Annotated in this window: 26 protein-coding genes and 2 other RNA genes; 20 read left to right on the top strand and 8 right to left on the bottom strand. The window is 45.8% G+C overall.

Going from position 1 to position 22281, the window contains the following annotated elements; all coding sequences use genetic code 11:
* Position 1: 1 nt before the first annotated feature.
* Positions 2-439 (top strand): phage holin family protein, encoded by a 438-nt coding sequence (locus KQI64_RS07190; RefSeq protein ID WP_216524027.1) that lies wholly within the window; start codon positions 2-4, stop codon positions 437-439.
* A 96-nt stretch (positions 440-535) separates the two neighbouring features.
* Here the strand turns inward: KQI64_RS07190 and rd are convergent, their stop codons facing one another.
* The 4 genes from rd to KQI64_RS07170 all read right to left on the bottom strand — a co-directional run bounded on the left by rd (position 536) and on the right by KQI64_RS07170 (position 4073).
* On the bottom strand, positions 536-700 hold the full coding sequence (rd, locus tag KQI64_RS07185; protein WP_334299539.1) for a rubredoxin: 165 nt from the start codon (positions 698-700) through the stop codon (positions 536-538).
* Between the two features lie 74 nt (positions 701-774).
* Positions 775-1755 carry a diaminopimelate dehydrogenase gene (locus tag KQI64_RS07180; protein WP_216524035.1) on the bottom strand — a complete coding sequence of 327 codons (981 nt, stop codon included), beginning with the start codon at positions 1753-1755 and terminating at the stop codon, positions 775-777.
* 15 nt (positions 1756-1770) lie between these two features.
* Positions 1771-2610, bottom strand: coding sequence for a carboxylating nicotinate-nucleotide diphosphorylase (nadC, locus tag KQI64_RS07175; protein ID WP_216524026.1), 840 nt, complete (start codon positions 2608-2610; stop codon positions 1771-1773).
* The gene (locus KQI64_RS07170) at positions 2607-4073 is read right to left on the bottom strand and encodes an L-aspartate oxidase (RefSeq protein ID WP_216524025.1); all 1467 of its coding nucleotides are present in this window, start codon (positions 4071-4073) and stop codon (positions 2607-2609) included. The genes nadC and KQI64_RS07170 overlap by 4 nt, the downstream gene beginning before the upstream one ends.
* 104 nt (positions 4074-4177) lie before the next feature.
* Here KQI64_RS07170 and hflX point away from each other — a divergent pair, with 104 nt between their 5' ends.
* The 8 genes from hflX (at position 4178) to ssrA (ending at position 9958) form a co-directional block, all read left to right on the top strand.
* Positions 4178-5425: a GTPase HflX gene (gene hflX, locus KQI64_RS07165; protein ID WP_216524024.1), complete on the top strand. Its 1248-nt coding sequence runs from the start codon at positions 4178-4180 to the stop codon at positions 5423-5425.
* A gap of 11 nt (positions 5426-5436) precedes the next feature.
* Positions 5437-6009: a phosphatase PAP2 family protein gene (locus KQI64_RS07160; protein ID WP_201428175.1), complete on the top strand. Its 573-nt coding sequence runs from the start codon at positions 5437-5439 to the stop codon at positions 6007-6009.
* A 234-nt stretch (positions 6010-6243) separates the two neighbouring features.
* Positions 6244-6342, top strand: an RNA gene (ffs, locus tag KQI64_RS07155) — signal recognition particle sRNA small type.
* Positions 6343-6410: 68 nt separating this feature from the next.
* Positions 6411-8135, top strand: a complete 1725-nt coding sequence (gene dnaX, locus KQI64_RS07150) for a DNA polymerase III subunit gamma/tau (protein ID WP_216524023.1) — start codon at positions 6411-6413, stop codon at positions 8133-8135.
* A gap of 28 nt (positions 8136-8163) precedes the next feature.
* Positions 8164-8514 (top strand): YbaB/EbfC family nucleoid-associated protein, encoded by a 351-nt coding sequence (locus tag KQI64_RS07145; protein ID WP_216524022.1) that lies wholly within the window; start codon positions 8164-8166, stop codon positions 8512-8514.
* Position 8515: 1 nt separating this feature from the next.
* The gene (recR, locus tag KQI64_RS07140; protein ID WP_216524021.1) at positions 8516-9118 is read left to right on the top strand and encodes a recombination mediator RecR; all 603 of its coding nucleotides are present in this window, start codon (positions 8516-8518) and stop codon (positions 9116-9118) included.
* Positions 9115-9573 carry an SsrA-binding protein SmpB gene (gene smpB / locus KQI64_RS07135; RefSeq protein WP_216524020.1) on the top strand — a complete coding sequence of 153 codons (459 nt, stop codon included), beginning with the start codon at positions 9115-9117 and terminating at the stop codon, positions 9571-9573. Before recR ends, smpB begins: the two co-directional genes overlap by 4 nt.
* Positions 9574-9614: 41 nt before the next feature.
* Positions 9615-9958: a transfer-messenger RNA gene (gene ssrA / locus KQI64_RS07130) on the top strand.
* Positions 9959-10076: 118 nt separating this feature from the next.
* Here the strand turns inward: ssrA and KQI64_RS07125 are convergent.
* A complete protein-coding gene (locus tag KQI64_RS07125) occupies positions 10077-10736 on the bottom strand; it encodes a hypothetical protein (RefSeq protein ID WP_216524019.1) in 660 nt (219 codons plus the stop codon).
* 149 nt (positions 10737-10885) lie between these two features.
* On the opposite strand from KQI64_RS07125, the gene KQI64_RS07120 reads away from it, so the two are divergent.
* The 3 genes from KQI64_RS07120 to KQI64_RS07110 all read left to right on the top strand — a co-directional run bounded on the left by KQI64_RS07120 (position 10886) and on the right by KQI64_RS07110 (position 13115).
* On the top strand, positions 10886-11032 hold the full coding sequence (locus KQI64_RS07120; protein ID WP_216524018.1) for a hypothetical protein: 147 nt from the start codon (positions 10886-10888) through the stop codon (positions 11030-11032).
* A gap of 262 nt (positions 11033-11294) precedes the next feature.
* Positions 11295-12566, top strand: a complete 1272-nt coding sequence (locus tag KQI64_RS10415; RefSeq protein WP_216524017.1) for a reverse transcriptase domain-containing protein — start codon at positions 11295-11297, stop codon at positions 12564-12566.
* Between the two features lie 105 nt (positions 12567-12671).
* A complete protein-coding gene (locus tag KQI64_RS07110) occupies positions 12672-13115 on the top strand; it encodes a hypothetical protein (RefSeq protein WP_216524016.1) in 444 nt (147 codons plus the stop codon).
* 127 nt (positions 13116-13242) lie between these two features.
* Here KQI64_RS07110 and KQI64_RS07105 read toward each other — a convergent pair whose 3' ends face one another.
* The 3 genes from KQI64_RS07105 to KQI64_RS07095 form a co-directional block, all read right to left on the bottom strand.
* On the bottom strand, positions 13243-13434 hold the full coding sequence (locus KQI64_RS07105; protein WP_216524015.1) for a hypothetical protein: 192 nt from the start codon (positions 13432-13434) through the stop codon (positions 13243-13245).
* 188 nt (positions 13435-13622) lie between these two features.
* The gene (locus KQI64_RS07100; RefSeq protein ID WP_216524014.1) at positions 13623-13967 is read right to left on the bottom strand and encodes a hypothetical protein; all 345 of its coding nucleotides are present in this window, start codon (positions 13965-13967) and stop codon (positions 13623-13625) included.
* A gap of 44 nt (positions 13968-14011) precedes the next feature.
* The gene (locus tag KQI64_RS07095; protein WP_216524013.1) at positions 14012-14350 is read right to left on the bottom strand and encodes a helix-turn-helix domain-containing protein; all 339 of its coding nucleotides are present in this window, start codon (positions 14348-14350) and stop codon (positions 14012-14014) included.
* Between the two features lie 124 nt (positions 14351-14474).
* On the opposite strand from KQI64_RS07095, the gene KQI64_RS07090 reads away from it, so the two are divergent.
* The 8 genes from KQI64_RS07090 (at position 14475) to KQI64_RS07055 (ending at position 22148) form a co-directional block, all read left to right on the top strand.
* The gene (locus tag KQI64_RS07090; RefSeq protein ID WP_216524012.1) at positions 14475-16124 is read left to right on the top strand and encodes a zinc ribbon domain-containing protein; all 1650 of its coding nucleotides are present in this window, start codon (positions 14475-14477) and stop codon (positions 16122-16124) included.
* Positions 16125-16138: 14 nt separating this feature from the next.
* Positions 16139-16639 (top strand): PspC domain-containing protein, encoded by a 501-nt coding sequence (locus KQI64_RS07085; RefSeq protein WP_216524011.1) that lies wholly within the window; start codon positions 16139-16141, stop codon positions 16637-16639.
* Positions 16626-17744, top strand: coding sequence for a hypothetical protein (locus KQI64_RS07080; protein ID WP_216524010.1), 1119 nt, complete (start codon positions 16626-16628; stop codon positions 17742-17744). Before KQI64_RS07085 ends, KQI64_RS07080 begins: the two co-directional genes overlap by 14 nt.
* 205 nt (positions 17745-17949) lie before the next feature.
* Complete coding sequence (locus tag KQI64_RS07075; RefSeq protein WP_216524009.1) at positions 17950-18537, top strand: recombinase family protein; 588 nt, start codon at positions 17950-17952, stop codon at positions 18535-18537.
* A 1-nt stretch (position 18538) separates the two neighbouring features.
* Positions 18539-19051, top strand: coding sequence for a hypothetical protein (locus KQI64_RS07070; protein ID WP_216524008.1), 513 nt, complete (start codon positions 18539-18541; stop codon positions 19049-19051).
* Complete coding sequence (locus KQI64_RS07065; protein ID WP_216524007.1) at positions 19044-19313, top strand: Ada metal-binding domain-containing protein; 270 nt, start codon at positions 19044-19046, stop codon at positions 19311-19313. Before KQI64_RS07070 ends, KQI64_RS07065 begins: the two co-directional genes overlap by 8 nt.
* A gap of 16 nt (positions 19314-19329) precedes the next feature.
* A complete protein-coding gene (locus tag KQI64_RS07060; RefSeq protein WP_216524006.1) occupies positions 19330-20832 on the top strand; it encodes a recombinase family protein in 1503 nt (500 codons plus the stop codon).
* 125 nt (positions 20833-20957) lie between these two features.
* Complete coding sequence (locus KQI64_RS07055; RefSeq protein WP_216524005.1) at positions 20958-22148, top strand: recombinase family protein; 1191 nt, start codon at positions 20958-20960, stop codon at positions 22146-22148.
* Positions 22149-22281 lie beyond the last annotated feature (133 nt).

The raw sequence follows: 22281 nt of genomic DNA, 5'->3' as shown, positions 1-22281 counted from the left end.
GATGAAGGAAAATGTGTTCCGCGCGATATTCGCCGCGGCGATAGGAGCTCTGGCGGCGTACGCGGATGTGCTGCTCGTTCCGCTGTGCGTGCTGGCGGCTGTGATGATCATCGACTACGCAACCGGTATCGCTGCAGCATGGTCGTGCAGGGAGCTGAGCAGCCGCGTCGGGGTAAAGGGGATCGTCAAGAAGGTCGCCTACCTCGCGCTCGTCGCGGTCGGAATGGTCGTCGACTACCTGATTTCCTCAGCGCTTCTGCACGTCGGGGCAGAGCTGCCGTTCAACTACTGCTTCGGCATGATGATCGCCGTATGGCTGATAGTAAACGAGCTGCTCTCAATCCTCGAGAACCTCGGCAGACTGGGAATACCGCTGCCGGAGTTTCTCGTCAAGGCTGTTGAACGTCTCCGTGACGGAGTAGACCGCCACACAAAATAACGGAAAAAAGCGCTTCCGCCGAGGAAGCGCTTTTTGGCTCTGAAGGAAAACTTTCCGCTCAAAAGGCGGGGGAACGCGCCCACCGGCGCTTTTTGATTAGTCTTCGTAGGGAACGAAATCCTCTTTGCCTACGCCGCAAACGGGGCAGCACCAATCGTCCGGGATATCCTCAAACGCGGTGCCGGGAGCGATACCGCCGTCGGGATCGCCCTCTGCGGGATCATAGATGTAGCCGCAGGGCTCGCACATATATTTCATAATCAAAACTCCTTTCATCTTGTTAGCTTCATTATACATGAAATCAAATGTATAGTCAAGATGAAATTTGGGTAATTTTACAGCAGGTGAGCTCTCAGTTCCTCGCCGGATTCTTTGCACAGGTACGCGGGAGCGATGTCAAATACGGTCTTTGCGCCGGTTGAGCCTTCCTTGTTCAGCCTGACCGCGGCTCTTGCGAACGCGACGAGCACTGAGCCGGTGAATTCGGGGTTCGAGTCGAGGTTGAGGCTGTATTCAATTACGTGCTTGGTGCCGTCGGAGGTCGTGCCGGAATAGATCACGGAGCCGCCGTGGGGCAGACCGCTGTGGTCAGCCTTCATTTCCTCTGCGCTGATAAAGTGAACGGTGGTGTCGTAGTCTGAGAAGTAGTTGGGCATGGTCTTGATCTCGTTTTCGATACGGGCAAGATCAGCGCCTTCCTCGGCGACTACAAAGCACTCTCTGAGGTGCTTTTCGCGGGTGCTGAGCTCGGGATTCTCGCCGCTTCTGACGCGCTCGAGAGCCTCGGGAACGGGAATCGTGTACTGACGCGCGTCAAGTACGCCGTCGATTCTTCTTACCGCGTCGGAGTGACCCTGACTTACGCCCTTGCCCCAGAAGGTGTACGCCTGACCGTCGGGCAGAACCGCAGAAGCGTATACTCTGTTGAGCGAGAACATACCGGGATCCCAGCCGCAGGAAATGATGCCTACCTTGCCTGCTTCCTTTGCCGCCTTGTCGACATTAGCGAAGTGCTCGGGAACTCTTGCGTGGGTGTCAAAGCTGTCGATAACGTTGTACATAGCCGCGTACTTGGGAGTCATCTCGGGCAGGTCGGTCGCGGAACCGCCGCAGATAACGAGAATGTCCAGCTCCTCCTTGCCTGTGTCGAGGTCAGCGGTGCTCTTAACTGCCGCAGCCGGGGTCTTTATTGAAAGCGATGACGGGTCGCGGCGGGTGTATACCGCGACAAGCTCCATATCGTCGTTTTTCTTGATCGCAGCCTCAACTCCTCTGCCGAGGTTGCCGTAACCCAAAATACCTACTTTGATCATAATATTATTCCTCCTATATCAGTCTGCAATTTTCAGTGAAATATCGAACGCCTTGACGGAGTGGGTGATAGCGCCCATCGAAATGATGTCTACGCCCGTCTCGGCGATTTCTCTCAGTCTTTCCTCGGTGACGTTGCCGCTCGCCTCGAGCAGAGCCTTGCCGCCTGTTATCTCAACCGCGTCGCGCATCATCTCGCAGCTCATGTTGTCGAGCATGATAACGTCCACGCCCGCTTCAAGCGCCTGACCGAGCTCGTCGAGGTTGCGCACCTCGAGCTCGACCTTAGTCATATGTCCGAGCTTTTCCTTGAGCTTTGCGACAGCGTTTTTAATGCCGCCGCCCGCGTCGACGTGGTTGTCCTTGAGCATAGCCGCGTCGGAGAGGTTGTATCGGTGATTTCTGCCGCCGCCGACGGTTACTGCGTACTTCTGGAGAGGACGCAGACCGGGCAGCGTCTTTCTCGTGTCGGCAATGGAAGCATTAGTGCCCTTGACGATTTTGACCGCCTTGTTGGTCGCGGTCGCAACGCCGCTCATGTGCTGGATAAGGTTCAGCGCGGTGCGTTCGCCCTTGAGAATGGTGCGCGTTTTGCCCTTGATCTCGGCGATGATATCGCCCTTTTGCAGCTCGTCGCCGTCCTTCTTGTAAACGGTCGCCTCAAAGCCCTCGGGCTGCAGGATCCTGAATACCCTCAGCGCGATGTCGATGCCGCAGAGGATACCGTCGTCCTTCGCAAGAAAACGCGCGGTGTTTTCCTGTTCCTCGTCAATGAGGTAATCGGTGGTGACGTCGAGGTAGTTGATGTCCTCGAGCAGAGCGGTTTTAATGATATTGTCCACGTAGATGCTGTTGATCATGCCTGACCCTCCCGTACTTCGTCCAGAATTATGCTCGCGACAACCGCGATGCTTTTCGCTTCAACGAGGTCGGACGAAATTTCATAGTACTCGCCGAAAAGCTGTTTTATTATCTCCTCGACCCTTTTGTAGCTCTCGTCGTACTTTTCGGGCTTGGGGAGAACAAAGTATGTATCCTGCAAAATCGAGCGTATCTGTGAGCGGAAGCCCGACGGCATTTTTTTGCCGGTTATCGGACGGTGAGCCGGCTCAAGACCGAGCGGCTTTCTGCCGTATTTTTGCAGCTTGCGCGTGATGTCCTCGGCGGCTGTTCTCGAATAGACGAGAGCCTCGAGCAGTGAGTTGCTCGCGAGTCTGTTCGCGCCGTGAACGCCTGTGTGGGCGCATTCGCCCGCCGCGTAAAGTCCGTCGATAGAGGTCTCCGAGTGCAGATTTACGTCGATGCCGCCCATCAGATAATGCTGACAGGGATAGACCGGGATCCACTCCTTTGTGATGTCGATTCCCTCCTCAAGGCACTTCGCGTAGATCATCGGGAAGCGGCTCTTAATAAAGTCCGCGGGCTTGTGTGTGATGTCGAGATAGAACTTCTCGCTGTTTGTCCTGAGAGCCTCGCGAGCGATAGCGTTTGAAACAACGTCTCTCGGAGCAAGCTCGCCGCGTTTGTCGTAGTTGTGGGCAAAGCGCTCTCCGTTGCAGTTGAGAAGAACGGCCCCCTCACCTCTGACCGCCTCCGAAATCAGGAAGCGTTCACGGTTTGCTTCCGCGGCAAACGCCGTGGGGTGGAACTGAACGCGCGAGAGATTGCGGATCTTCGCTCCGAGCATGTACGCGAATGCGATGCCGTCGCCGGTCGCTATCGCGGAGTTCGTGGTATACTGATAGACTCTGCCGATGCCGCCCGTGGCGAGCAGGCAGTAGTTGCAGCCGTAGTACAGGCTCTTTCCGTCCTTGAGCACGCTCAGATAGAAGCCGCCGAACGTCTTGTGCATGGAATAGAGCAGGGCGTTGTCGAGAATATCGACGTTAGGAAGCTTTTTGACCTGTTCGATCAGCGTGTCTACAATAGCCTTGCCGGTAGAGTCCTTGTGGTGGACAATGCGGTGGCGGCTGTGACCCGCCTCAAGCGTTTTGCACATAGTGCCGTCGGGGTTGAGGTCGTAGTCAACGCCGAGCTCCTTTGTGCGCAGAACGTCCGCAGGACCTTCCTTGACGAGCTTTTCAACGGCGGAAAGCGTGTTCTTGTACTTGCCCGCGACGAGCGTGTCGTTGATATGCAGCTTGTAGTTATCGTGTACGGTGTCGAGCACGCAGGCAACGCCGCCCTGTGCGAGGGAGGAGTTGGAAAGGGGCAGCTCGCGCTTTGAAATCAGCAGCACGCTGACGCTCTCGGGAAAGCTGAGCGCGGCGTACAGACCTGCCGCGCCTGTGCCGACAATGACCGCGTCGTATCGTTTATCCATATGGTTACCTCAAAAAATATATTTACATTCTTCCAAATTTATATTATACTACTTTATAATTGAATAGTAAATAATATTTTTAAATAATAAAGGAAATAAATCTTATGGCTATGATAGAAAACGAAGAAAAAATCACACGCGCGCTGCTTGTCAGCGTAGATACGGGTGACTTTGACGCAGAAGCCTCTCTCTGTGAGCTCGAGGAGCTTGTAAAGAGCGCGGGAGCGGAGCCTGAGTTTACCCTCACACAGAAGCTGCAGCGACCCGAGAGCGCGACCTTTGTCGGCTCGGGAAAGCTTATCGAAATAAAAGAGCTCTGCGAGGCTCAGGAGCTCGATCTGATCGTCGTTGACAGCGAGCTGAGTCCGACTCAGATAAAAAACATTGAAAACTTCACCGACGTGCGCGTTATCGACCGCACGACGCTGATTCTCGATATCTTCGCTCAGCGCGCCCGTTCAAAGGAGGGCAAGCTGCAGGTAGAGCTCGCGCAGCTCAAGTACCTCTTGCCGCGGCTTACCGGTAAGGGAATAGAGATGTCGCGTCTCGGAGGCGGTATCGGCACGAGAGGTCCCGGTGAAACGAAGATCGAAACCGACCGCCGTCATATCCGCCGCCGCATGGAAACGCTCAAGGAGGAGCTCTCCGAGGTCGAAAAGCACCGCAGTATGCTGCGCCGCCGCCGCGAGAAGGACGGAGTCATCACCTGCGCCATCGTCGGCTACACAAACGCCGGCAAGTCCACCCTTATGAACACCCTCACCGACGCGGGAGTACTCGCGCAGGACAAGCTGTTCGCGACTCTCGACCCGACCTCGCGCGCCTTGAAGCTCCCGAGCGGCGTTTCGGTAATGCTCATCGACACCGTAGGTCTTGTCCGCAGACTGCCGCACCACCTTGTCGACGCTTTCCGCTCGACCCTCGAGGAAGCCGCGCAGTCGGATATTATCATCAACCTCTGCGACGCCTCGAGCGAGGAGGCTAGGGTTCACCTCAGTGTGACTAACGACCTGCTCGAATCCCTAGGCGCTCAGGACAGACCGATAATCACCGTGCTCAACAAGTGCGATCTGCTCGACGGAAACGTGATTCCTCTGGAGTTTGAGAACTGCGTGAGGATAAGCGCAAAGACCGGCGAAGGCATTGACAGGCTGCTCGACGCTATCGAAAGGAACCTGCCCGTCCGCATGAAGCGCGTGAGCCTGCTCATTCCGTTCGCGGACGCGGGTATCGTAAGCGAGATACGCGACAGGGGCACGCTGCTCTCAGAGGAATACACCGCCGACGGAGTAGAGGTCGAGGCTATCGCGGACGAGAAATTGTACTCAAAGCTCTCGAAATACGAAAAATAAGGAGCGATTTAATGGAATTGATATATTCGATCGACTTTGCCATTCTGGATTTTATTCAGGCGGCGATCAAAAACTTCGTTCTCGACCCGGTGATGCTCGTGTTCAGCTATATGGGCGACAAGGGAGCGGTCTGGATAATCATCGGACTGATAATGCTGTTTTTCCGCAAGACGCGCGTTACGGGAGTCATCACTCTCGCGGCGCTTCTGCTCGGACTGTTTATGGGAGAATACGGACTGAAATTCCTCGTATGCCGTCCGCGTCCGTTCATTATCAACACCGACATCACGCTTAACATAGTCGCGCCGTCGGGCTACAGCTTCCCGTCGGGACACACCATAGCGGCGTTCTCGTCGGCGCTGATTATCGCTGTCAGGGAAAGACGCGCGTTTGGTATTTCGGCATACGTTCTCGCCGTGCTGATAGCGTTCTCGCGGCTTTATAATTACGTCCACTTTCCGACGGACGTCCTCGCGGGCATGGCTATAGGCACTATCGCCGCGCTCATTGTGATGTTTATCTTCAAAAAGACAAAGATCGACAAAAAGATCGAAAGCATCGGCAAAAAGAAGAATGCGGCGTAATACTGCGGCAACAGAATTTGATTTTTCCCGAAAACCATAGATTATTCCGTAGGGACAGCCCTTGTGACCGTCCGGGAACGTGCACGTCTCCGGGAGCCCGCAAGAGGCTCCTCTACGGATAAACTGACAGTAAATGATGTTGCCGGGCAATAATAACAAAAATACTTGATTTTCTGAAATATCTATGTTATAATAAAAAAAGACGCAAGCAGTCAACGCGTGCAAATAAGCGAGCGGCAGGCCCTGTGCGATTGGGGCCTGTGAACCATGTCAGGCGGGGAACCGAGCAGCATTAAGCAGTGTTTCCGATGCGATACAGTCAGTCTGTCGTTCTCTTATTTGCACGCCGCCGTCATCATTCGGCAGACGGCTTGCTTTTTCTATTCAGCGGAGGTGACAGCGTGTATCAGGCATTGTACAGGAAGTGGCGGCCAAAGACCTTCGACGACGTCGCGGGTCAGGAGCACATCACCACTACCCTTCGGAATGAGCTGAAAAACGACCGTATCAGCCACGCCTATCTGTTTACAGGTTCTCGCGGTACGGGAAAGACCACCTGCGCCAAGATTCTCGCCAAGGCTGTCAACTGCCTCGACCCGAAGGACGGAAGTCCCTGCGGCGAGTGCGAGATCTGCCGCGAGATCGACAACGGCACGTCTATCGACGTTTTTGAGATGGACGCCGCGTCAAACCGCAAAATCGACGACATCCGCGGAATCATCGACGAGGTTCAGGGCGCGCCCTACAAGTGCCGCTACAAGGTATATATCATCGACGAGGTGCACATGCTCACCGCCGAGTCCTTCAACGCCTTGCTCAAAATTCTCGAGGAACCTCCGCGCCATGTGATTTTTATCCTCGCGACGACCGAGGTCCACAAGATCATGCTGACGATACAGTCGCGCTGTCAGCGGTTCGACTTTCACCGCATTCCGCCGCGCGATATCGCAGACAGACTGCTCTATGTCGCCAATCAGGAGAACATAACCCTCGACGACTCCGCGGCAATGCTGATCGCCTCTGTTTCCGACGGCGCGATGCGCGACGCTCTGTCGCTGCTCGACCGCTGTATCGCGATAAGCCGCGATGTTGACAGTGAAGTTGTGCGTACGGCGGCGGGTCTTGCCGACAAGGGCTATCTCTACGACCTCGCTTCCTGCGTTATCAACAAGAACACCTCAAGGGCTCTCGGAATCATCGACAGGCTCTACGGCGAGGCAAAGGATATGCCGCTGCTGTGCGACGAGCTGATTTCGCATTTCCGCGCGCTGATGATGATAAAATCCGTCTCAAACCCGCGCGACATAGTCGTCTTTTCCGACAGCGAGTACGAGCAGAGCGTAACTCAGGCGGACTATCTCTCGCTTGCGGACATCGTGTTCTATATGGACGTACTTTCGCGCGCATATCAGCGAATGGGAAAGGGAACAGGCGACCGCACCGAGCTTGAGATGGCTGTTGTAAAGCTCTGTTCACCCGAGCTCGACGTGACAAACGAGTCGATCGCCGCGAGAATAACCGCGCTCGAGCAGGCGCTGAGAAAGGGCATTGTTGCCGCGCAGGCATCACAGCCGGCGCCGATGCCGATCGAGGACAAAGAGACGGTCGGGTCAGAAGAAAAAAGCGCTGCGGCAGAGCCGCCAAAGGCTGAGGAAGCCGCTTCCGCGGAGCCGCAAAAGCAATCTGAGCCTGAACCTGAGCAAAAGCCCGTGCAAAAGCCCGTGCAAAAGCCCGTGCAAAAGCCCGTGCAAAAGCCCGTGCAGCGTCAGGGCGAGGTTGACATAGTAGCTCTGAGCCGAGAAGCCAAGCCGTTCCCGAACTGGCCGGAGCTTGTCGAGAGCTTCAGAGGAGCGTCGGCGAGCATAGCCGCGTCGCTCAGCGGTTCCGAGGCGTTCGTAAACGGAAATTATCTGTTGATCAAGGCTGAAAGCGACCTCGCGTTCAGGATGCTCAGAATACCCGAGAAGCGCCGCGCGATACGTGAAGCGCTAATAGCCAACACCGGCAAGCAGTACAGACTCGGTCCGTACCGTCTGGAGGAGAAGAAGCAGGAGGAAACAGACCCCCTGCAGCAATTCAAGAACAAGCTCGCCGAGAGCGGGATTGAGTATACAGAAGAAAATTAACACGAAAAACTGAAAGGAAGTAAATGATATGAAAGCAAGATTACCCAAGGGCTACGGCAGCGGCGGAGCAAACAATATCCAGCAGCTCGCGCGTCAGGCGCAGAAGCTCCAGGACGATATGGAAGCGGTATCCGCAGAGCTTGAAGCCAAGGAATATGAAGCAGCGGCAGGCGGCGGAGCCGTCAAGGTCGCGGTAACAGGCAAGATGGAGCTTGTCAAGGTCGAGATCAGCCCCGAGGTCGTAGACCCCGAGGACGTTGAGATGCTCGCCGACCTCGTTATGGCTGCTGCGAACGAAGCGCTCAGAAGCGCCGCAAAGGAAAAGGAAGAGAGAATGGAGTCCATCTCGGGCGGCTTGAATATCCCGGGAATGTTCTGATATGGCTCAGTACAACGTCGCTCCGATGGAAAATCTGGTGGAGCAGTTTGAAAAAATGCCCGGCATCGGTCATAAAACCGCCCAGCGCCTTGCATATTATGTACTGAATCTGTCAAAAACAGAAGCAGAGCAGCTGGCGTCGGCTGTCATTGACGCCCACACCAAGATACACTACTGCAGCCGCTGCTGCAACCTCACCGACAAAGAGCTATGTCCGGTCTGCGCCTCACAGTCGCGCGACCACAGCGTTATCTGCGTTGTCGAAACACCGCGCGACGTTACCGCGGTGGAGAATACTCACGAGTACAGCGGCACATATCATGTGCTGCACGGCTCGATTTCTCCGCTCAACGGAGTAGGCCCGGAGGAGCTGACGATCAAGGAGCTTCTCGCGAGGATTGCTCAGGGCGGCGTGTCCGAAGTGATAATGGCTACCAATCCGACGGTTGAGGGCGACGCTACGGCGCTGTATATTTCTGGACTGCTCAAGCCGATGGGAATCAGGGTCACGCGTCTCGCCTACGGAATACCCGTGGGCGGAGACCTCGAGTACGCCGACGAGTACACTCTCGCCAAGGCTCTGGAAGGCAGGAACGAGATATGAACGAGCTCAAAACCATAGCCAACAACAAAAAAGCCCGCCACGATTACTTCATCGAGGAGAGCTTCGAGGCGGGAATAGAGCTGTGCGGAACTGAGGTAAAGTCCATCCGCAGCGGCAGGGTCAATCTAAAGGACAGCTGGTGCTCGATCGAGAAGGGCGAGATCTTTGTAAACGGAATGCACATTTCTCCGTACGAGCACGGCAATATTTTCAACCGAGACCCTATGCGCGTGCGCAGACTGCTCATGCACAAAAAGGAAATCAACAGGCTCTACGGCGCCGTCAAGCAGACGGGTTATTCGCTGATCCCCATCAGCCTGTATTTCAAGGGCAGCAGGGTAAAGATGCAAATCGGTCTGTGCCGCGGCAAAAAGCTCTATGACAAGCGCGAGGACATGGCAAAGCGCACTGCAAAGCGCGATATCGAGCGCGCTCTCAAGGAGCAGGGCAGATAATAAGAAAACTTCACTGCGAAGCATACAGCTTCGCACGATATGGGGATGTAAAGGTTTCGACGGGGAGCGCAAACCCCGATAAGCGAGCGGCGGTGCGGAACCGCCATAAAATCCGCAAACTTAAAATAACTGACAAAAATACAGTTGCTTTAGCAGCGTAAGCTGCTCGTCCCTGCGCGGAGCACCTCGGCCGCGTAAGGGGCGTCGACAAGAGGTAAATGTGAACGGGAAAGCGCTCCGATTCCCGTCACACATCAGGAGCTGCCGAGCCGTGTAGCCTGTCGATGGGCGGCACGGTAAGGGAGATTCAAAACACCGACTGCGCTCGGAGAAAGTCAGGGCAAGTACTTTTCGGACGCGGGTTCGACTCCCGCCATCTCCACCACACCAATATAAATCAAACCCTTATTTCTATGTCGGCGGCTTCGCTGTCACGATTTGGTTTTAACAGAAGAACAGAGGTTAGCAATGTACTTATATGTATAAGCTGACCTCTGTTCTTTTTAGATATATATACTTGTACTCAATTTTTCAGTAGGTAGATTATTGCTTTTGATTATTTCAGGTGCTATTCTGTCAATCATTTCTTCAAACGCTCTAGTTAATCCATATCTTGCCATATCAATATCAACCTCTGTTGTCCTTGATTCAGTAAGTGAAGCAATATATAAAGGCAAGTGAATATTGATTTTTTCCCAAAACTCAGTATCTTCCAATATCAGATTCATTATATCAGATGAAAGCTCACCCCTAACTTCGGGTGAGTTTTTTCTTATAACAGACAGGGTGTTCATCGCATTATCCGACAGTCCGAAGTCATCTCTAATTTGCGGAGCAGAGGCTTCTTTTCTTTTTGTATCAATAAACCCCAAAAAATAATCAGCAGAACAGTTGTTATAAGTACAAAAAGCGTAAAGCGTTTCAATATCAATACTCTTAAATTTTCTGCTTGCGTTTTTCTTTCGAGCAAATGTGTAGTATTTATCATACGTTGAACGTGAAACAGGAAAATCAATATTGTACTTTGGATTTATAAAGAAATCGTTTTTGGTTAACTGCTCACTCTTTTTAGGGTGCTTTTTACGAATTGACATTATCTTACTTTCTGTTTCTTCAATAATACGCTTCATAATACTTCTCAATTCAAATGTTTGCTTTCTCATAATATTACCAGCCTCAATTATTAGTATCACAGTACTAATGTTTCTTATAGTTCATACGAATCTATCGTATTTATTTAGTATTCTAATACTGATTTTATCGTGTATAATGGTAATTGTCAAGATGAATGTGCAGGGAGGTGTCAACAAATTTGGATTATTCAGACTTTGAAATTAGCAAAGAACAAGCTAAAGAGTTTGCAATATCCATTTTTGCTGACATCAAATCCTACATAGAAACACATCAAGACGATTATCAGGAGTTTTTACTCAGCGGAAGTATTGATAAAACTGAGTAGAAACCAATCTCAGCGAAAGGAGTTAGTATAGTGAATAACAAAACTTCACTTCATCAGTTGCTTGCCACCCATATTTTAGAATGTATGCGTGCACTGAAAGCGTATGACGAAAATGAGTACAACAAGTTAGTTGAATTCATTATCATCAATAGAACCGAGGACTAGTTTCTCATTCTATATAACTACTGTTCCGTGCTTGTGTGCACGAGATATTTCTTGTATCTGAGTACAGCACAGCAAAAAAATTGAATACAGAACCGAGGTGACAAATATTAAAAACACCTACAATGCGCCTGCGCGGAACTTTTTAAACAAGGTGAGCGAACATAACGTAAATTCGTGCGCCCCTTGTGACGATGGCAAGGGCTGGTGTGAGTTTGATTTCACATCAGCCACGCACCACGTTCAAAAGCAGCAATGGCGTATTGAGAAGGCTTTGATTGAAGGTGAATTTGGTAAAGTTGCATATTTGCAAAACTTACTGATACATTCACATTCCGCTAAGATGTTAGCTGTTAAAGCTGTCACATCTAATAGGGGTAAATATACTCCCGGTATTGATGATGTCTTATGGATTTCCCATAGGGATAAATACAATGCTGCTTTAAGTCTTGTCCGTCGGGGATATACTCCTCGACCATTAAAGAGGATATATATACCGAAGCGGAATGGTGATGTAAGACCTCTGAGTATTCCGACGATGAAAGATAGAGCCATGCAGACTTTATATAAGTTTGCGCTTGAGCCCATATCTGAATTGTTGGCAGATGAACATTCATACGGCTTTCGTCCGAACCGTTCTACACGAGACGCTTTGGTTAGATGTCAAAATATCCTTTGTTGTCGTAAAGATTACATTTGGGTATTGAAAGCAGATGTTAAATCTTGCTTTGATAACATCAGTCACGAGTGGATTATGGATAATATCCCCATTGATAAGAAAATTCTTTCGAAGTTTCTTAAATGCGGAGTTGTCCATCGGTGTAAAAAGTATGATACAAACCGCGGTGTTCCGCAGGGCGGGGCAATCTCGCCTATGATTTGTAACATGGCTTTGGATGGAATGGAAAGAAAACTGATCGAATCGTTGCAGGACGTTGAGTTCATCCGCTATGCTGATGACATTCTTGTCATCAGTCCATGCCCGAATAAGCTTGATCGTGCAATTGAGATTTTAAATGACTTTCTTTCTGTCAGAGGTCTAAGCCTGTCAGCAGACAAAACGCTGACTATCGAAGCGAGCAAAGGATTTAGTTTCTTAGGTTGGCGAATACAAACAGGAGAGGAACTCCCGTTGATTATTCCCGACAGAAGTAATGCAGAATCGTTGTTTGATAAGGTAGGCGAGGTATTCTTCGGTTACGAGGAATACAAAGAACTGTTTGACAAATTAAAGCCAACCATTCAAGGTTGGGTGGGTTATCACAAGGGAGTTGTCGATGATGATTTTCTGAAAGAAATAATAATTGCGCTTCAAGATACAGTCAGGAGCGTAAATGACAACATCTCTCCAAACCTGCTCAAACTTCTTTAACTCGTCCCTGTGATTTGCCCCTTACGTGCACAAGGGGCTGGCACATACGAGTTGCAAAAATCAAACACATTAAAAAATATTTTCAAAATGCATAGGAGGATTTTTATGTTTAATAAAATTAACCAATTAGATTTATACATCAACGAAGCAAAAGAAAATATCGAGGACGTTATTTCCTTCTTAGAAATATCGGATATGGTTTTAACCGATGAACACATTTCAATGCTTGAAGAATGCCGAGTCATTATCGACAAAGCACAAGAAATCACTTGTTCAATTATCGAGGAACTCGACACAGATAGCACCGATATGAATAAATCACTAAAGACAGCTTTCAAGGAAGCTATGCCAGAGACAGATATAGAAGCCTGTCGCTTGAACATTCAGCGGATTGAAAACGCTCTAAATATCACTGGGAATGTTTTAACCAGTCGGTATTTAGATTATTTATCTGATATACAGTTATCTTTGAATGATTTATCGGCATTTGTCCATGACTGTTTCATAAAATTACATAGTGAGAGTGTAAAGCCCTCCGACATTTTTTAAAGGTCTACATCCTCACCACTCCTCTCCATCGAATTGAATACAGATACAATACAAGCCGCTGGAACTAATAACGCTCCAACGGCTTTTAATCATATTGAAAGTAGGCGGTACCAAAGAGAATAAATCCTTAGAGCGCACCTACGAGGGTATAAATATCGTCGCCGACGGTAATGTTAATACGGTCAGGCTCTTGTGTAAAATCAATTTCATACTTCTGCAATTCGGGAATTTGCGATAGAAAATCCGCTACTTCGGACAGAGTGATAAAATAGTTCTCTGCCGTTTTCTTTTTCATTGAATTGTGGATAACTCTTTTCATCGTTTGCTTCTCCTTGTGATCGAATGTTGCAACCCGCTGTCACCAAAGTTTAATGAATAACTGATATGTCGTAATAGCTGACAGTTTCTGCTGTCCGACTTTCAGTAATACACGGATTATGTTTGTCCGATAATATACAAGGTTTCACCGCCTGTCACACATTATAGACAGACGGTGTTCAACATTCATTATTTGTGAAGAACTTCTCGAAGAGCCTCAAAGGTGAGAGAAACTAATAACAACAATCCCTCATCTTCATTTCTAATTCCCCACTTGCGACGGGCGTCGTTTTCAGTGATATAAGAGAACAGATAATACTTTTCTTCCCAATCATCAACATTATAAGGACAATCATCATCAAGAGATAAAAACCAATCGTCTTTGTACTTGTTATAGAGATAACGTACAACGGTTTTGTTTTCCATTTGCTTTATGATTTCGTTTACAGATTCTTTCCTGCCTAAAGATATTTGGGAAATGATTTCTTGTGCAAACAGATCAATTCGCTCTAATCCGTTAAATGCTTTTGCCATTCTGTTCACCTCCTTCTATGATTCAGCATACTATCGAAAGTCAACTATGATGATTTTTTCATTCTGCGCTGATTGACTTTGATAAACACTTTACATTGTTCAATGCAAATATCCTTTTGCTCTGGTGATAACTGGCGAAATATACGAAGCAATTCATCCTCGCTTATTGTGGTGTTGGAATTAGCAGGCCTATATCCCAGTAAATAATCTATGCTAACACCGAAATACTGAGCAATTTCAATCAAAGTTTTGAAATCAGGCTCTCTTGTATTCTGTACATAACTGCTGACCGTTGAGGGCGCAATATTCATTTGAGCCGCCAGCTCTTTCTGTGTTATTTCTCGTTCTTCAATCAACACTTTCAGTCTATCTCCAAACTTCATCAAATCACCTCTAATAGTATCTTAAAGGTTTATCAATGAAAATTTTGTAAAGTTTACGAATCGAGTTGACAGAACACAAAAAGAGTTATAAAATAATAATAAAACAGGGCTAGGAGAGATGAAGATGTTTTGTACAAACTGCGGAAAACAAATCGCTGATGACGCAAATTTCTGCCCCGGTTGCGGAACCCGTGTCGGACAAGCCGCTACTCAGACAGAACAGCCAACGGCACAGCAAGCTAATCAACAGCAATATACACTCTATGAACGATTCAGTCCCACAATGGGTATTGGAAGAAGCTTTATATTGACAGACAAATCGCTGATATACGGAAACAAGGAATACAGTTATTCCGAGTTTGTGAAAATCAATTTATCAAATGTTCCGACTACCGCATTGATGAACGGGACGGCACAAGCGTTACTAAAAAGCGGAAACAAACTGCTTCTTGTCTTTGCCTTTAATCAAAAGGATAAGTTTATCAGCACAATGAATTATGCTAACAAGCAGATTGATTTAGCTAATGGCGTATCAAAAAATTACAAGTATCTGCTTCAATCCAGTAATGGCTCAAAAATTGAAGTTTATGACGATTATATCAGACTGTACTATATTCCCTTGGAATTAAAAAATACTTTCAGCAACGCAATGAGAAGCGGCGCTATCGAACAAGTGATGTATTTCGATGATATATGCGTAAGTATCAATCAGCCTTTCGATTCACAGGAATTCAACTTTGTTGTTGAATATAAAGGCGAGAGTATTTCTATACCGCTGAAAGCAGATAGATTTAATGAAGCACAGCAAGCAGTTGAATATATCACAAAGCAAAGATATTCAACCGCACCCTCAAATGAAGAGCCTGAATCAATAAAAGATGTATGGAAAAGTACCAACGGACAACAAAGGGAGTTTCCTTTATGCGGTTATACGCTTAAAGTATCATCAGGCTTAGATGTTTTTAATACCTATCGTTTGATGTTTAGAAAATTCGCTAACGAGTGTGCGAACAGCGCAAGGGCTGAATATAACAAGAAAGTCCGCGACTTAGTAACCTACTTGCAATTCACGCCCGAGATTTACGGATATTATTTAGCCGCCGTTTGCGATAAAGCGGTACAAATTCTTATATCTGACGGTATATGGAATATTACACAATCCGATGTAATCAACGCACACAAGGCGAAATATCACTTGGTGTTTGATGATATTTCCGTTACAGTAGAAAGCGTTGAGTTGACTATTGAGAAAAATCAAAGGTCTGTCGCTAATACAATGAGTTTTGTACCTAATCTTATAGGCGGCGGTTTTGGACTCAAAGGGGCAGTCAAAGGAATAGCAAGGGCTACGGCGTTCAATGTAGCGAGAAATTCTATTGAATCAAGTTTGATTAAGGGCGCAGCAAATATCAACGCAGCCCAACAAACAGAGTTATACAACAGGATTAAGCCCGATGTGCTTTTTGAACACTTTTTCTTGGATTACTGGCGAGTATTCTTAACCGTAGTAAGTATTCTACACAGGAACAAGAAAAATGTTTGGCTGCCGATTGACAGCAACATCAAAAATGTAGATGGAGTTTTTGATAATCTGTCAAATCCAAATTTTCCGAAAGAACAGCTTGTAGCGGCTTTTATCAAAATTTTACAGATGAAACCCTACGATAAACGATACTATAAATTTATGGTAACGTATTTCGGTGACACGGAAGAAGTAAAAGCGATCAGAAACTATTTCGGATATACGGATTTTAACAATCCAAGAATCACATAAATTGAGGTGTTAGTATGGCAAAGGAAAAAGAAAACAGCAATATCATCTTAAAAGATATTCATTGTCCGTTCTGCGGTTCGGAAAAAGCGTTGTTACTGAGCAGAACAACGTCAAAGAAAATCTCAATTCAACTTCCTGCTTTTGGATTGAAATTCATTCTTTCACTTATATTTTTGTCCGTGCTTCACGTATGGATAAACGGCTACAAGCTGATTGAAGCTGTTAAGGAAATCAACAACGTTACATATGGCTTTTGCCCTGAGTGTGGTAACAGCTATTCAATGGCACCACCCGAAGCAATCAAAGAAGAAGTGAAAGAGCCGAAGTTTTACAGAATACGAGAGGGCAAGGCGATTATGGGCTTTTGCACAGGCGTTTCCAAATATACAGGTATTCCGCTGTTATGGGTGAGAATAATGGGCGTGTTTTACGGAATTACGCTTGTCGGCATTGCATTGTACTTCTTGATTAGCATTTGCGTTCCGTTCGAGGAGGACGTCAATGGCGAACAGTAATTTGCCGAAAGGTTGGGGCAGTCAAAACAATTCTCCCATTAAACCTTGGGCAACTTCTAATAATAACAGCAGAACAGTAAAGCCGCCGTTCAAATCTTCAAACAAAGAAGAACAGCAGAAAAATAATGATGTTCAACCCGATATTGCATACAACGACTCATTTAATACTGGTATTTCTGCATCAGAGGAAGAAATAATATCTGAGAACCAACCGCAGACAACAGAAAAGAAACATAAGACAATAAGGATTTCTACTGTCATACTGTCTATTGCTCTTACCGCCGTTGTTTGTTTTCTCGTTGTTTTTATTGTGCTGTACTTCAGCGGTAAAGGCGAAAATACTACAAACAGCATTTCAGAAACAACGGTTGAACAAACTATATCAGCTACAGAGGGAGTAACCGAAAAGCCAACTGAGGTTGCTATAACAGAAGCGGCTACCGCAGAGCCTACCACAGCACCAAAGCCAACGACTGAGCCGCCAACTGAAAAACCAAAGGAAGAAAAGCAATCATCTGCTTCATTTGAAAGCTATTTGACTTGGCTGAATGTAGGCGTGTATGTTCACGAGAAACCCGACCCCACTTCCAATGTAACATACGTCATTGATACCGCGACCAACTATACTATTGTTGATGAATCGTATGACGAGTACGGCGATTTGTGGGGCAAATTAAAATCGGGTGTAGGCTGGGTAAATCTTTCGCTTGCGGATATGGTGACAGGGTATGATACCGATACCTCATTTTTTAATCCCAAATATCATTCAGACATCAAGACAAAACAAGTCGGTAACATAACTTTTCTATACAGAAGTCAAGCAAATCACGCAGACGATAATTCCTACTCTGAGAATATCGACAGCCTTTTGATTACCGAAATAAATTCTACCACATATAATGTAACAATTGACGGAGAGATTATCGGGAATGTCGCAGGCTTTTCAAAGAATATCCGATTTGTTGAAATGGACAGCAATTTTAAGTATCTCGGCAATAATTATCCCATAGCTCCCGATATGCCTAACCGCTTTCATTATGAAGCTGATTTACACATTATGAACAACGACACTTCCAATGTTTTTATTCTTCTTGAAGTGTTCTGATAGTCAATCTTACACACCGCTTCCGTGCTGATTTCGGGGGCGGTTTTACTATAAAAACAAACATCTCATTCCGTTAATACTTTTCCTTGAAGTGGTACATGGCAAATACTTTATAAATTCCACCATAAAATATAAAAGAAACAGTTGACATCTTTTCGTTTACACCTTATAATATAATTATAATAATTCTCAGGAGGAATTATAAATGATTTACGGATATGCAAGATGTTCCACAAATGAAGAATTACAAGACATCAACAGACAGGTCAGAGAGTTAATACAACTCGGGGTTCCCCATACGAATATCTACCGTGAATATGAAAGCGGTATGAAAACAAATCGTGTTGAACTTAACCGTTTGATAAATACCGTTAATTCGGGCGATACGATTATTTCTACCGAAGTAAGTAGAATTACCCGAAGCACCAAACAACTATGTGAGATAATCGAATTTGCCAAAGACAGACATATAAAATTGGTGTTGGGAACATTCGTTGTTGACTGCACCAAAGAACTTGACCCTATGACAGAGGGTATGCTGAAAATGATGGGCGTGTTCAGCGAGTTAGAACGGAATATGATTAGCCAGCGTGTGAAAAGCGGTATGCAGAACGCAAAGGCAAAGGGCAGAAAGATAGGGAGACCTACGACCACCGCCGAGGATATTCCGAGTGTGTTCTACAAACATTATCCGAAGTACAAGAAAGGCGAGATTAACAAGGCTGAGTTTTCAAGGCTCTGTGAGGTATCCTATCCGACGATTTATAAATATCTTCATATTGTAGAGGGCTAATATGTCAAATTCAGCTATTACAATTTCAATCGGCAAGGGTGATACCCTTCTTGATATTTCCGTCAACGGAACACATCAGGCAATCACTCTTGATATGCTCAAAGGAATCTGGAAAAATATATCGGAAGATGAACTGTCCGATATTGAGTATTTCAATGCTGAGGTGTATAATAATTATATCGTCTGCTGTGTTACCGTTGCACAAGGACAAGGCGGTATCGTATTTGTGTGGGATACGCAGGCACAGAAATTCGTTCACTATTCCAACGGTGAATTTGCTGTAAAAGCGGTTATCCATAATAACAAGGTATATATTCTCCGACAAGTAGCCTATTGGGGTGTCACAGCACATCTTGAATTAGATTGCTGCCCTTTGGGTGCTATTGCAGAGGATAACGAGGTCACAGAGATTTCGCTTGATGAAAATACCAAGTTTCATTTAGCAAACAACCCCGACAATTATGCGATACATTTTGACGGCGATATACCTACAATCAAGATTGAGAATGAGTAAAACGATATTGTATAGGCTGATTGACCGTAACGGACAGACATATTGCTCTGCAATCAAAGGAACAATCGGCGGTCACAGCGGATTGAAAATATACGGCAGATTAGATTGCCCCTCGGCACAGCGTTATCTTGCAAAGGGTCTGTATTCACGTTACAGAGTATTTTTTGCCGATGAAGCAACCGCAGTCGCCGCAGGATATAGACCTTGTGCGATTTGTATGAGAGAAAAATACTTGATTTGGAAGAATAACAAAAGCAGATGAAAGGGAATTTTGATTTATGAGGGCTGTTATTTACGCAAGATATAGTTCGTCATCACAGAGAGAAGCAAGTATTGAACAACAGATTGAAAAATGTACAGATTACGCAGAGCGCAACGGATTAGTCATTGTAAAAACATACGCAGACAAAGCTATGACAGGGCGAAATGATGACCGACCGAATTTGCAAAGATTACTTTCGGATTGCTCTAAGAATATCTTTGATGTTGTACTGATTTATGCGATGGATCGCTTTGGCAGAAATGTTCTTCAATCGCTTGAAAACGCTTACATTATTGAAACAGAAAACAATAAAAGAATTATATCAATAACTGAAAACTTTGATGATTCTTCTATGGGTAGATTTTTCCGCACGTTACAAATGGCTACTGCTCAAATGCGTAGTGATGATATGTCAGAGAGAATTAGATTAGGAATGAAGTACAATTCTGAAAGATGTTTGTATAATGGCGGTGGAGTTCCATTAGGCTACAAGATAGTAAATCAAAGATTTGTAATCAACCCTGATACCGCACCCATAGTAAAAATGATTTTTGAATTGTATGCTGAGGGTGTTACTGTAACTGAAATCTCGAACAGATTAAATGCACAGGGAGCCAAGACTTCCACGGGAGCTTCATTTAATAAAAATTCTTTGCATACTATGTTGAAAAACAAAAGATACTTAGGATATTATATACACAAAGGAAATGAAGTGCCAAATGCAATTCCTCAAATTATTTCAGATGAACTATTTGAAAAGGTTGCAAAGAGAATGGAAGCAAATAAAAGAGCGCCCGCAAGAGCAAAAGCCAAGATTGATTATATCTTAACTACAAAGCTGTTTTGCGGTCATTGCAAGAAAATGATGACTGGTTTTTCTGGAAAAGGTCACTTGAAAAAAGTTTACCGCTACTATATTTGTAATGGTACTAAGGAAAGACCAAAAACTTGCGATAAGAAAATGGTAAACAAAGAATACATTGAGGATTTAGTTATTGCAGAATGCAGAAAACTCTTAACAGAGAAAAACATAAAAAGAATTGCAAAGGAAGTTATTGCGGTTTCGGATAGAGAAAAGGATACCACAAATCTGAAATGCTTGAAAAAAGCATTGAAAGAAAATGAAAGAAAGCACAATAATACAATTCAAGCTATAATGGAAAGCGATATTGAAAGCGTCCGCAAGGCGTTAGGCGAACAAATCCCTGCCTTAGAAGAAGAACATAAAGAGATACAAAAACAAATTGATAAAGAAGAAAGATTGTTTTTGTCGCTGTCTGAAGCTGATATAATCTTCTTTTTGACAAGTCTAAAAAAGGGAAATATCAATGATATAAAATATCGAAAGCTACTTGTGAATGTGTTTGTCAATAAAATCTTTTTGTATGATGATAGAATTACAATCACATTCAACTCTGGTGATGAGCCTGTAACATTAACGGACAAACTCCTTTCGGAATTGGAAGAGAATGGCAAAAGTGCCGAGGGTTTGTTTTTTGAAAAGAGTGCTCCACCATGATAGGTATACAGACCTGTGCATGTCGGACAGGTCTGTATCTTTTTATATTACAGATTATATTACAGAATGAAAGAGATGTCATAGCAATCGAAGGATTGTTGTGGCATTTTTTTAAGGAGTTGTTTATGTCAAAGCTTAGAGCAGCCGCCTATTGCAGAGTTAGCTCAAATAAGAATATCCAGCTTCACAGCTTGGAGGCGCAGAAGAGATATTATGAGGAATACTTCAAAGATCATCCTCTTTATGAATATGTGGGTATTTACGCCGACATTGCCAGCGGTATTAAAAGCACTGCGAGAAAAGAATTTGACCGGATGATCAAGGACTGCAAAAAAGGAAAGATCGATATCATCTTTACAAAATCCATCAGTCGGTTTTCACGAGACACACTCGATTTTTTAGTCGCTATACGAAAGCTAAAAGAAATCGGCGTTGATGTTTGTTTTCAAAATGAAGGAATAACGTTAACAGAACAGGAAGGAGAATTTATGATGACAGTATTTGAAGCAGTAGCACAGCAGGAAAGTGTAAACAAAAGCGAACATATCAAATGGGGGTTACAGACTGGTTTTAGAGCCGGTACTTCCAAGCTCGCAAACCGCGTTTGTTACGGTTATCAAAAAGATGAGAACGGCGAGTTGGTTATATGTCAGGAACAAGCCGAAGTAGTTTGTTTGATTTTTGATTTATATCTCGGCGGGAACAGTTTATCCGGAATATCAAAAGAATTGCGCAGCAGAAGAATCCCGTCTCCAACGGGAAAAGATAAATGGACGTCGTGCGCTATTGATAAGATTCTTTCCAACGAGAAATACATCGGAGATGTCATGCTGCAAAAGACGTTTCGTAAAAACGTGTTCACCGATAAGCAAACGCGGAATAAAGGTGAGAAAGCACGCTATGTATATGAGAACAATCATGTCGGAATCATTGACAAGACAACTTTTGAAAAAGTGCAGGAAGAAAAACAACGCAGAAGCAATACCGTGTGTTTAGACAACGGCGAAGCAGACAGAAAACACGGACGATTCAGCTCCGGCAATACTTTGTCAGGCAAAATACAATGCTGCGAGTGCGGAAGAAACTACCGCCGTATCAAAACGCGCAAAGGCGAAATCATTTGGCGTTGCGCCGGACAGGTAGAGCGTACGTCCGGCTGTCAGTCGCGTACCATCAAACAGTCGGAGATTGACGAGTACACAAGGTCAATACTGCAAATATATAAAGAAACAATTGATACCAAAAGTTTGATTGAAAAGATCGTGGTTGATAAAAACGCTTTTAAGATTATCGTTGATTCAACAGTATTATCTTGACAAATAGTTACCATCGAAATTCGACTTGTTCTGCGAAATGTTCCGCTGATCAATTTCTATTCAAAGTATATTGACAGACTAATAATTATTAGTTATAATAAAGCTAATGATTATTAGTCTTTTGCTTTGGAGG

Origin of the sequence: Lachnoclostridium sp. MSJ-17, assembly GCF_018918205.1 — a bacterium.
Taxonomy (GTDB): domain Bacteria; phylum Bacillota; class Clostridia; order Oscillospirales; family Acutalibacteraceae; genus Ruminococcoides.
This window is presented reverse-complemented; position numbering and strand designations above follow the sequence as displayed.